Here is a 10,549-nt window from a genome sequence, read left to right as displayed (position 1 = left end):
AGAGAGAACGAATTTAACTCAGCGTACTCGAGTAAAAAGACTGAATAGAAAAACTATCAGTTATTCAAAATCCGAAGAAATGCACGATAAGGTGATAGGAACTTTTATTGAGCGTGAGTACTATTTTTGATATTCAATCTAACTATTTAATACATGACCGATTACTGGGCAGCCCCCCCAACGCGGCTAACCCTTCCTCAGCCGTTCTTGCGCCTGTGCCGCCGCACTGAACCGGTATTAATCCGGTGGTCATCTTTCCGGCACCGTCAAAGGCCCAGACATGCCCGCCACGGGTATTGTATGACCCTGCATGGTGATCGTCGGTGACGTAGAGGTAGGTGCTGCCATTTCCGCTCGCGAGCCGGGTTTCCCCGGAGGGTAAATTTATCAGGCGACCGTCAGCCGGATACGCCCGGACATCTGCCGCCGTTAACTGAATGTCAGCGGTCAGGGATTGGCCATTGATAGTCCGGTTGCCGGGCACCGCCCCCAGTGTCGCCAGCGCTTCATTGGCGGTTCTTGCGCCTGTCCCGCCACACTGGATCGGTATCAATCCGGTCTCCAGAGTCCCGGTGTCATCAAATGACCAGACATGGCCGCCTTGCGTATTGTATGACCCTGTACGGTTATTATCTGTCACGTACAAATAGGTACTGCTATTGCCGCTGAGTAACCGGGTCTCACCGGTAGGCAGGCCAATGAGACGCTCCGCATTTCTGACGGTTTCCTGTAAGCCCAGGTTGTTCACAAACGCCGGTTTATCCAGTATATCCGCCCCGTTCTGGCCCTTTGCCAGTCGGGAGTTGGCGTTGTCGGTGACGGCATTCAGAGCGTCAGTAACGGATTTCGCGATACCGATAGCATCAGCCAGCAACATCCACTCATTTTGTGACTGATCGGGGCGCTGCCCGCGCGTTTGTTTTTTAGCGGTGTAGAATTTTCCCTCATGTTGCACAACGGCGTACTGTGGATAATCGACAGCTACGTCCCATTCAGGTAATCCACGCTGAGACAAATACATCATCCATTCATCAGTACGTTTTCCTAATGCGTTAAACCACTCCATCGGCGGCTTTCCGGCTGTGCGGTCTATGGTCATTCCCCATCCGCGCAGGAGATCGGGAAATGTTTCCAGCTCACCTGCTTTTGCATCATTGGCAAATATTTTATAGTCAGGTTTATTGATGATTGACATTGATAATCCTCGTAAATTTTCCGTCACCAAATCCAAAGGCATGAGAATCACTGGCCCAGCCAAACGGACGGTCACTGTTAACAACAACGAATTGGTATTTCACGCCAACAGGTCTGCTCAGGATGTCGAGTTTCAGAATGGCGTGTAATCGAAATGGCGTCAGATAATCAGCAGGAACGATGACATTCATGGTCATGTCATAGTTATCAATGACAAATGAATACTCACCTAGCAGGTGCTGTAGTGAATGCGTGATCCCCTCGATAGTCGGACGCTGAAAATTTTTGATGATTTTCGCTCTGATAAAAAAGCGAAAGTCGGCGTCATCCAGTTTGACGGATTTTTGCAGGGAGTCGCCGTATCGATAGAACAGGCCGTCGTTGAACCCTAATGCACCCTCTATTCCCAGCCAGCCAAAGTAATCTTTTGGAACATATGATTTCAGTGTCCGTCCAATACCAACATGTCGGCCGATTAAATCCAGCCCATAGCCAACGGATTTATCGATATCGAGTATTTCGGGAAGCTGCAATACTGTCTCAAATATTGTTTTGGTCTCAGAAAGCAAAAGCCCGACGGTTTGCCGGGCCTTGGGTTTTCCTCTGTATTGCCAGATTAAAAAATCCTCTCGTTTACTCAATCAGCACCTCCACACTTTCCGGTTTGATTTGAGCACACTGACGAACGCCAATTGGGGCTGAATCAACCCCGTTGACGGTGATTGATTTGATGTAGAATCCTGAGATTGTGTTAACGCGACAGGTTAACCGCATGGCATATACAGATTCGCCAATAGCAAATTCAGTCGCAGCCAGTGAGGATTTAATGCCGTCTGTGTCGATATCCTGAAAACCGTTGATACGATCAATGATGATTTTTACCCTGATATCCACCATTTCAGCACGGTCAAACTTCACTGTTCGTTCTGCGCCTGAATATTCACACCAATAAGAGATGGCCCCCATCAATCCGCAGCCGCCCGCTTTCTTCTTCAGAATGGCGAGCGCAATATCTTCATTTCGGCCACCCATGACCACTGCATTCATGGAATGAGGCGGAACACCTCTAATATCAGTCTGGTTGGTGTCATTCTCATACACTCGTGCCTGCTTAACATCAGGCAAATCCAGTAGCGCGGCCTCGATACCCTGCCTGTCATCATGATTGTTGATGGAATGGGAGCGCATAAACCGTAGCAAGAAGTTACCGTCCGTTTCTTCCTCACTTCCAGCCTTGGCTTCTTTTGTGGTTATCACCTTCTCAACGCCAACGATCACCGTTTCCATTTTCAGCTCCTTGTTGGGCTGCAATGTAAATGAGCCGAGTTCCTGACTGCGCAATTTGACCTGAGCGGAGCCGTTGTTATTGAGCGTTGCGTCAATCAGTGTTACCCATTTGACGCGATTATCATCTGTCAGCACTGTTCCGGCTGGCACTGTCACCCCCGCATTCCCTGTGATTATCACCTCATCCAGATAGCTGAATTTTGCACCCCGGCGAACCAGCCCCGCATACATGGCCCGTTGTTCCAGCCATGCGCCCGTGGCATTGTAGGGATCGAGCATCTGTACAATCACTGCAATGACCTGATTGATATTGGCGAGTTCCTGCGAGAACAGGCCCACTATCTGACCGTCTGGTGAGTCAGCATCGAGATTGATATCTTCGCCATAGATACGCCGGAATCCGGCCTCCAGTCGTTGGTGAATAACAGAAAGTTGCTCAACAACAATTCCGGTATCAGTAATCTGGAGCATCTGTATTGACCTCGTTTTTTTTGCCGTAACTGTCGATGTATTCAACAATCACAACTGATTTCCGGTGCTCATTGAGCTGGATATCGAAGCGGGTAATTTCTGTCACGCCAGCCGTATTCAGGACGGTCGTTTTTAGTTCTGACTCCATCGCCATCAGATTAGGATTTTTGCGCAGGTAATCGAACCATCTCACACCATGATCGGGGTCGAGGAACCAGTCATTGAACAGAGACAGGAGTCGCGTTTTCACAGACTGCGCTATTGCCTCTGATTGGGTTGCGTAATCACTGCGACCACAGCCAAATGTCCAGTCGTGATTGTCGTCTAGTCGCCGTACTCTCATTTGTTGGGCCTCCCTATGTTGCCGCCGTGTGAGTCAGGGTGAGTATGATTTTCAACATCCACGCCACCACCAATAACCCGAGCGGCTGTGATGGTACCGTTTGATTCGCTGTTACCGCTGGTCTGGTTCCAGTTTCCGGCCTGTTGATGATTGCCGGTCTGCTGGCTGTTACCCAGATGCTCAATATCCCCCTGAATGGCGATTTTCCCGCGTGTCAGGCGAATGAACGTTGAACCGTCATCAGTTTGCATGGAAGCGCCGCCATTGAAGAAGTCGGGGATTTTTTTAGGCTGGCTACAAATGCCGGGAATAAATAACGCATCAGAATAGTCATGCAATCGCGCATCCAGTGGTACAGATTTGTTTCCGGTTGCATACCAGCCATCAATGCAGCGTTCGGAGAATATCGCTAACCCCTCATCACCCGCCGAGACAGGAACCGTGAAACAGAATCCCCCCGCGCGTGGAAACTGGACTGGCACATCCACCAGCGGCGGCAATTCAATGACCGAGCCATCACTCAATGGCTGGGTGATCATTAATTCGATTGTGGCGGTGTGACCATTGAACGAAACAACTCTGGCGGGCAAGGCGGTGTGAATGTCTAACCGCTCGTTTTCTGCTTTACTGTTCAGGACATCAAGTAGCGTCGGATTTTTCACTTTTCTTCTCCACCTTCTGATATTTCCCACCAATACAGGTTATTTTGGTTGTCCAGTTGTCACTCATAAAATCCCCTGAATGCTCCAGTTCCGTGATTTTGTAATCACCGTTATATTCAGGCATGATTGACTGAACCCGCACCAGTCCGCCTATCCGCATGACCGGATTGAGCAAGCAGCTTACTGATAGCCCGTCATCGGTTTTCTCCGGGCTACCGATCATTCCGGTTTCCTGAGACAGTACAAATCCCTCGTTATCAGCCAAGACCTTGTTTTTAGGTAACACGGTCATATTACCGTCCTGCACTGACCAGTCAGCACCATTATTTCTGGCTATTTTGTGCATAATGTCGCGAGCGTTCCCGGTCAGAACCTTGCCACGCGGTAATGCCCGGTCTTTCGGTAAATCCACCACACCACCGCCAACCTTCATCGATTTGGTGGCCTCAGACAGAATACTGGTGTCAGTCGCCCCCGCAGCCAATGTCTTATTCACCAGTGCGCCTGTGTATGCCTCGTAGCCATCACCGCACGTCAACTGGATAACGAAGTCCAGCCCGTCACGTAGTGTTATCGCCTCAATGATGTCGCCCATATAAATCACCCGCAGCTCTTCATAACCAACGGCCAGACTGAGTCGGTTATACGTTCTGCTGGTGATCAGGTTCCTGTGGGATTGGTTGAGGTTGTAGATTTGAATTGTGGCCGGATTGGGTTCGCTGGTAATGGTTTTGGCGATATCAAATGCGATTCTGAGGTTGGTGATTTCTATCGACTCTCTAGTATTGCCGATGTTTAATTTAATCTGTCGTCCGAATTGCCTCATGCCATGTTTCCTTATCGACAAAATATATTTTCAGCCGCCGCCCTAATTCACCCCGCTGAACTGAATTGATCCCCAATCTAGAGCCATCACTCATTAATATGATGAACGGGAGGTTTTTAGTGAACAATGCCGGGCTGTTGACCGTCAGTCCGTACAGTTGAGCAATGAATTCATCGGTGTTGGTATCCAGTAAATCAAACTGCCAGCCGTTAGAAATGGGGTTGAAATAGAGTGTAAATCTCAAGTTCATATCGAACAGGCTAAAACTCTGCTCTTGGATTTCTTCGGTTGATACGGGTATTTCGTATATCATTAGCCACCTGAGAGGGTATTTTTTAACCATTTAATAAATGATTTATTATCGTCATTCTTGACTGATTTAGGCTGCGTCTTCCCCATGCTCTTCTTTTTAGGGGCCGACTTTTTAATGTTGGGATGCAGTCCCTTAGCCGTCTGCGTTTCAACAATAAATATTTCACGCAATGTCAGATTGAATTCAGCGGAATTATCATTCATCTGGGTAACGCTGACACTAACGATCATCATATTGTTGTACTGTTTAAACCCCGTCAGAACCGCCATTGGCTCGCCTTTCTTCTGCAAATTAAGCAGGTCATTATATGCCTTGCCGACTCTGTCCAGCGTCTGAGAGCTGTCATTGGCACGTCCCTGATAGTCAGGCAACCACGGCGCTACGGGTCGGTTATATCCGGCCTGTTCCAATAGGGCTCCACCCGTCGATAAATAGCGATTCACCAGAGACTCGGATTGCCGTAGCATGGCTTTGATTTCGATGGGGATCGGGTATTTATCCATTACCGAAATATCCCCCCCAATCAGCCGCCTGAAATGCTGTGGGGGCTGATAACCAACCATAATCCCCGCAATCGTAATCTCTTTCGGCTCCAGAACGGCATGGTCAGCAATTGCTGCTCCAGACTCGATAGGGTTTTCAGTAATGCGTAGATTTGAACTGTGATTCTCGATAACCACACAGTCAAATTGAAACTCACCAATAGAGCGAGTTATCACCGAAGCTCGCATGGTGTTAAAGCCGCTTAGTAAGTCCATAGTCAGATCCAATAAAAAAAGCCACGCCATGCGCAGCCTTGAATTCATGGGGGTTATTTAATATGTTATTTATTGCAGAGTATATATTCTAACAATAGAGATTCTTGCTACAGAGCTATTAAATCCCGTGGCTTGAGTGAGCGCCTCATTCTCCACCGCAATTAAAAAATCACTAACCCCACCCGTACTCCAATCAAAATCTAAAGCAATCTGCGAGTTAACCAGAACTGAGTTGTCACTACCAAGGCCGCTATAGGTAACAATATATTGATTCATGGATTGATCCTCCTCTTTATTTTGTCTAGCACACACTACAGCGGGTATTTTCTTTTTACTATTTGATTAATTAATCGCCTGTCATAAATTTCATTTAAAGCCATCCGTGGCTTGGGGTTAAAGTGGACAGCTAGGAATTCTCAGACTATGTAGTATCCGCCAGTTATCCATCTGAACAGTCTTAATTTGAATATGTTCCGTTGCCTTCTCAAGAATGCGACGTGCTTCGTTGGATTTTCTAATGGCTCTGCGCGGGTGTTCAGCATATGCACCAGCAAGCCTATGCCCTGCAATGCTGAGTAATGGTTCTACATCAATCATATAGTGAGCCATATCAATTGAGTATTTCCATAGCCAGCATAGGATTTGCAAATCGTCGTCGGATATCTGTTTAACTTCTGAAACAGATAGTTCCTCTTTCCCCAAGTATTCACCCTCTAGCGCCATTTTGTGAACATATTCGATGGCCTGTGGTAACTGATCGGCTGTCAATTCGTCTATATGCTCTACGTTGAACCGTTGGTGAACCAGTGAATAGGCTTCTGGATACATAATGCCTTTCTTGCTCACCAGAAGATTAACAGCGTTCTTTAATGGGTTCCGTTGTTGGACTGTGGTTTTAGTGGTTCCTGAGATACCTTTCTCAACTTCTCGATCAAGAATATCCAGAACCCATTTTCGGAACTCTTTAGCAACATCTGTCTTAGAAAACATAGCGACTAAGTGAGCGCCTCTGAGGGAGAAAACTCGCACCGTTTTCTGTAAGTTTTTACTGTAACCCTTTGATTTATTCGAGACACTCAAATTGAGGGTCTCGGTCATGGCTGAGGTAAACTCGTCAGAATTGCGCTCATAAATCTGAGTAACAGCATCTGATTTTTTGTATTCCAGAGCTTTTGCTAACTCAACCGCAGTGAGCCAAATTTTATTGGCATGAGACACTGGATTAAACACAGTGCTACGGAAAGTTAACTGATTGGTGTTATTCGTTTTGCTAATTGCTATACTTGTCATGTCGCTTGATCCTCATCGATTAACTGACATTAGAAGCCTTACTTGTTCTCAGCAGGTGAGGCTTCACTATTTTTAATTGATAGAAAATCCATCATCTTTCAAAGTCTTTATTACTCGCTGGACAATCTCTGAATTGAATGAACGTCCTTCTTGCTTAGCTATTTTTTGGAGCAGATTTTTTAAATCTATCGGCATCCTTAATGTGTATGCTGCTTTATCCTCTTTCATGGCTCTCTCTTCTTTTGTGATTCTTTTTGATATCACAAAGATATAACTATGAATATATCCTGTCAAGAAGAAAGTGAATACAATTTGATATCAATGTGATTAATGGCTGAGTTCAATGAAAAAAGTTAGAGATATAAGTCCATACAGCATAAGAATGCCTGACGAGTTAAAGGAGGCGTTGACCGAAAGAGCCAAGAGAAACGGGCGCTCTCTCAACTCGGAGATGGTCATGATCCTACAATCTGCTGTAGACGAGGAATTACATCCCAGAAACATAGATGAACTTGCTCAGTTAGAATCCGATAAGTTCAAAGAATTGTTTATGGAAACAGTAAAACGGATGTATGAAGATAAAACGAACTGATTAGTAACCAGTTTTTTTTGATTTGATATAGATATAAATGTTAAATCCGACACAGGCTAATGATGCAATCAGAGCGATGGTCGGTAAAACATATTCACTTATCATAAGAGCCTCCGGTGTCATACAGTGACGTAGCATCTACCAACAAAAAAGCCCCGTAAGGGGCTGTTTTACTTTTTCTCACCTAATACTTCTTTAAGTTCTTGTGCAGCCGGTGATGATTCTAGATAGCTTTTTGGATCCTTTCCCGATGCTTTCATTTTTTGCACGGTAGATTCTAAGCATTTCTTACCAAATTTTTCACATTTCGCAAAATCATTGGTTTCCTCTCCAACTATTTTTGTCAAAAGTATAATTCCCTTTATTTCATCAGGTATGCTTTTATCGCCTTCGAGGGAATTATTTACATATTGTTTTTGCTTATTAGTGAAGTCTTTTTTGGCTACATCAACAGGCATACAGCTACTCACTGTAGGGGAACCAATGATCACACCATCTCCCTTACAGAAGAAAGTAATTTTTTTATTTTTGTCTAGATCAATAGCAATATCCCTATACTGTTTCTTGAATCTAACATGGACGGTATTAAACATGTCATTTGTTTTTAATGTAACAACAGGAATATCACCAATGCTTGAGTCAATAGATGACACAACACCAGTAATAACCATATCCTTATCTTTGTATGTCTTGTCGCCTCTTGCTTCATTTGCAGCATAATTTTTCTGTAATTCTTTGGCTGTTACAAAAATAACATCAGGCTTAATCAAAGCATCTCCACCACTGAAAGCCACATCAGCATCATCTTCAATAACAAAGTTGATGAATTCAGCCTCTTTTGCTGTCAAAGAAATTGTTTTCTTGCTATTACTATTAGAAGAGCTGGAAGGTGCAGAAGAAACAGAAGTATCTTCCACTGGTTTACTTTCATCCTTACCAACAAGAATCCCAATGCCGAATATGACGACAAGTACTATCCCAACCCATTTCAATACTTTTTTCATTTAGATATCCGCATACATTAAGTTAGCTAACTACTTTAATTGTATATTTAAGCATCTAATCTCAAGTTTTGTTAGTGTTTTTTCATCCAGTTATGGTGCGATTATAAAGCCCCATAAGGGGCTTGGCTTGCAATTAACCCGCTGTTGCAGTTTGTTTTTTGCTTGCTCTTTTCTTTAAAATTATTGAGATAAGAACTGCCAATACAAAAAAAACAACATGGAAGCCAACATAGAACCAATAAAGCCCTACACCATCTTCGCCATTACTGTGCATTGTGGCAGCGGTAGCCATAATACTTGGCGATAAAAAGGCTGTAGCAATGACGTTAATACCAAATGTCACGCCGGATAATGTTGGACTCTTATAAAATGTGATAAGAGCAAGAACACTACAGAACATAGCGATGAATACACCACCAACAGGAATAAAAACAGACAGAGCAGAAAATATAAGAGCAATAATAGCTAATGCTTTCATTCTTAAACATCCCTAATTAAGGCGCCAAGATGTTCAAAAGCCTACCACATGAAAGGCTGGGTTAATTCCCCGTGAGGGTATTATATTCACCACCATCTCGACATTGTTAAATTTAAGTTTTACTTGCATTCGCTTTATTTAAGCGATTTATTTGTGGTCGCGGTTCTGATACCAATAAGAATAATATTTCCTTATTTTATTCTTGTCAAAACACACACAATTAATCACTAACGGGATAAGGTACTTACTAACGCATAATTCGTGCGTTTAAGCTCTCTTCCGATACCATCAGCCGCATATTGACCTGCCTTCTCTGGTGAAGGCGCAGTGATATGTTGTTCAACTTTTATATCCCCTTGCCTAATTGTTGTCTGATTACTACTGTTAGCTATTGAGTAAGCAGTAGATTGACCGATCATGGAGCCATCGCCAGCATTAACGGTGGCGGCAATTTGCTCTAATTGAGCAATCTCAGCATCAGAATTGAACTTAAAAAAGTCCCTTACTGCATTAATCTTAGCAACAACTTTGTTGTAATAATTCATCACCCAATCAAGCGCTTCCTTAAACGGCTTCTTAATCAGTTCTTTCACCTCAGCAAACCGCTTACCGATATCATCAACAAACTTGCTCACGTCCTTTTCGTTCAGTCCGAATAGACCCAGTACAAATTTGAATGCTTCCTTGAATGGGGTGGTCAACAAGTCCCAAATAAGGTCAAACACTTTGCCCAGCTTCTCAGTCCATGTGGTCGAGTCATCGGAGAAGATTTCGTATAGCCCTTTGACGAACTTGAATGCCGCTACGAATGGGTAGGTAATCCAGTACCAGATAAAGCTGAATCCTTCGCCTATCTTATCAACGAACCGATTAGCATCCTGTTCATTCATGCCGAACAGTTTCAGGATGTATTTGAACCCGTCCCTGAATATCCGTTTAATTTCCTGCCACGTTTTGGCAACCAGTTTCCAGAAGCCGCCGAATGCCGATTCGCCTGTGGTTATCCATTGGTACAGGTCATACAGGACATAAGCCAGCCCCGCAATTAATGCGATCACCAATCCGATAGGGTTCATCAATAATGCGCGACCCAGCCAAATAAAGGCTTTACCCGCTGAGAACACCATCTTTATCACTTGGGAAATGGGCGATAATATAAAGCCCAGTACTTTGGTCATGTATTAAATAGTTAGATTGAATATCAAAAATAGTACTCACGCTCAATAAAAGTTCCTATCACCTTATCGTGCATTTCTTCGGATTTTGAATAACTGATAGTTTTTCTATTCAGTCTTTTTACTCGAGTACGCTGAGTTAAATTCGTTCTCTCT

At 44.4% G+C, this 10,549-nt stretch carries 17 protein-coding genes and 1 pseudogene; 2 read left to right on the top strand and 16 right to left on the bottom strand.

The features are described 5' to 3' along the window. The coding region (locus Xhom_RS09830) for an IS1 family transposase (RefSeq protein WP_244590775.1) at nucleotides 1-130 on the top strand (130 nt) is incomplete at its 5' end. Between the two features lie 12 nt (nucleotides 131-142). Here the strand turns inward: Xhom_RS09830 and Xhom_RS45835 are convergent. The 12 genes and pseudogenes from Xhom_RS45835 to Xhom_RS09775 all read right to left on the bottom strand — a co-directional run bounded on the left by Xhom_RS45835 (nucleotide 143) and on the right by Xhom_RS09775 (nucleotide 7,372). After that, entirely contained in the window at nucleotides 143-1,195 is a 1,053-nt protein-coding gene (locus tag Xhom_RS45835) for a hypothetical protein (RefSeq protein WP_069316289.1), read from the bottom strand. Next, on the bottom strand, nucleotides 1,179-1,835 hold the full coding sequence (locus tag Xhom_RS09820) for a DUF2612 domain-containing protein (protein ID WP_069316290.1): 657 nt from the start codon (nucleotides 1,833-1,835) through the stop codon (nucleotides 1,179-1,181). The genes Xhom_RS45835 and Xhom_RS09820 overlap by 17 nt, the downstream gene beginning before the upstream one ends. Continuing rightward, a complete protein-coding gene (locus Xhom_RS09815) occupies nucleotides 1,828-2,952 on the bottom strand; it encodes a baseplate J/gp47 family protein (protein ID WP_069316291.1) in 1,125 nt (374 codons plus the stop codon). Before Xhom_RS09815 ends, Xhom_RS09820 begins: the two co-directional genes overlap by 8 nt. Continuing rightward, nucleotides 2,936-3,295 carry a contractile injection system sheath initiator gene (locus Xhom_RS09810; protein WP_069316292.1) on the bottom strand — a complete coding sequence of 120 codons (360 nt, stop codon included), beginning with the start codon at nucleotides 3,293-3,295 and terminating at the stop codon, nucleotides 2,936-2,938. Before Xhom_RS09810 ends, Xhom_RS09815 begins: the two co-directional genes overlap by 17 nt. Beyond that, the gene (locus Xhom_RS09805) at nucleotides 3,292-3,957 is read right to left on the bottom strand and encodes a Gp138 family membrane-puncturing spike protein (RefSeq protein ID WP_069316293.1); all 666 of its coding nucleotides are present in this window, start codon (nucleotides 3,955-3,957) and stop codon (nucleotides 3,292-3,294) included. The genes Xhom_RS09810 and Xhom_RS09805 overlap by 4 nt, the downstream gene beginning before the upstream one ends. Beyond that, nucleotides 3,935-4,783: a phage protein gene (locus tag Xhom_RS09800; RefSeq protein ID WP_069316294.1), complete on the bottom strand. Its 849-nt coding sequence runs from the start codon at nucleotides 4,781-4,783 to the stop codon at nucleotides 3,935-3,937. The genes Xhom_RS09805 and Xhom_RS09800 overlap by 23 nt, the downstream gene beginning before the upstream one ends. After that, the gene (locus tag Xhom_RS09795) at nucleotides 4,758-5,096 is read right to left on the bottom strand and encodes a phage baseplate plug family protein (protein ID WP_069316295.1); all 339 of its coding nucleotides are present in this window, start codon (nucleotides 5,094-5,096) and stop codon (nucleotides 4,758-4,760) included. Before Xhom_RS09795 ends, Xhom_RS09800 begins: the two co-directional genes overlap by 26 nt. Continuing rightward, nucleotides 5,096-5,854, bottom strand: a complete 759-nt coding sequence (locus Xhom_RS09790; RefSeq protein WP_069318445.1) for a phage baseplate protein — start codon at nucleotides 5,852-5,854, stop codon at nucleotides 5,096-5,098. The genes Xhom_RS09795 and Xhom_RS09790 overlap by 1 nt, the downstream gene beginning before the upstream one ends. Nucleotides 5,855-5,923: 69 nt before the next feature. Further along, the gene (locus tag Xhom_RS09785; RefSeq protein WP_038197159.1) at nucleotides 5,924-6,130 is read right to left on the bottom strand and encodes a hypothetical protein; all 207 of its coding nucleotides are present in this window, start codon (nucleotides 6,128-6,130) and stop codon (nucleotides 5,924-5,926) included. A 117-nt stretch (nucleotides 6,131-6,247) separates the two neighbouring features. After that, nucleotides 6,248-6,577: a P22AR C-terminal domain-containing protein gene (locus tag Xhom_RS42795; RefSeq protein ID WP_338063734.1), complete on the bottom strand. Its 330-nt coding sequence runs from the start codon at nucleotides 6,575-6,577 to the stop codon at nucleotides 6,248-6,250. Nucleotides 6,578-6,775: 198 nt separating this feature from the next. Continuing rightward, a pseudogene (locus Xhom_RS42790) lies at nucleotides 6,776-7,144 on the bottom strand (BRO-N domain-containing protein); the annotation flags it as partial. A 72-nt stretch (nucleotides 7,145-7,216) separates the two neighbouring features. Continuing rightward, nucleotides 7,217-7,372, bottom strand: a complete 156-nt coding sequence (locus Xhom_RS09775; protein ID WP_084023087.1) for an Arc family DNA-binding protein — start codon at nucleotides 7,370-7,372, stop codon at nucleotides 7,217-7,219. Nucleotides 7,373-7,487: 115 nt separating this feature from the next. On the opposite strand from Xhom_RS09775, the gene Xhom_RS09770 reads away from it, so the two are divergent. After that, nucleotides 7,488-7,736: an Arc family DNA-binding protein gene (locus Xhom_RS09770; RefSeq protein WP_069316297.1), complete on the top strand. Its 249-nt coding sequence runs from the start codon at nucleotides 7,488-7,490 to the stop codon at nucleotides 7,734-7,736. 170 nt (nucleotides 7,737-7,906) lie between these two features. On the opposite strand, the gene Xhom_RS09765 is transcribed toward Xhom_RS09770, so the two are convergent. From Xhom_RS09765 to Xhom_RS09750, 4 genes are all read right to left on the bottom strand, one after another. Further along, complete coding sequence (locus Xhom_RS09765; RefSeq protein ID WP_069316298.1) at nucleotides 7,907-8,740, bottom strand: OB-fold protein; 834 nt, start codon at nucleotides 8,738-8,740, stop codon at nucleotides 7,907-7,909. Nucleotides 8,741-8,873: 133 nt separating this feature from the next. Next, nucleotides 8,874-9,218, bottom strand: a complete 345-nt coding sequence (locus tag Xhom_RS09760; protein WP_069316299.1) for a hypothetical protein — start codon at nucleotides 9,216-9,218, stop codon at nucleotides 8,874-8,876. Nucleotides 9,219-9,445: 227 nt separating this feature from the next. Further along, nucleotides 9,446-10,345: a phage tail tape measure protein gene (locus Xhom_RS09755; RefSeq protein ID WP_069316300.1), complete on the bottom strand. Its 900-nt coding sequence runs from the start codon at nucleotides 10,343-10,345 to the stop codon at nucleotides 9,446-9,448. A gap of 74 nt (nucleotides 10,346-10,419) precedes the next feature. Then, the coding region (locus Xhom_RS09750; protein ID WP_244590775.1) for an IS1 family transposase at nucleotides 10,420-10,549 on the bottom strand (130 nt) is incomplete at its 5' end.

Origin of the sequence: Xenorhabdus hominickii (assembly GCF_002632725.1) — a bacterium.
GTDB lineage: Bacteria > Pseudomonadota > Gammaproteobacteria > Enterobacterales > Enterobacteriaceae > Xenorhabdus > Xenorhabdus hominickii.
Note: the sequence above shows the minus strand (reverse complement) of the source record. Positions and strands in the feature narration are given on the sequence as shown.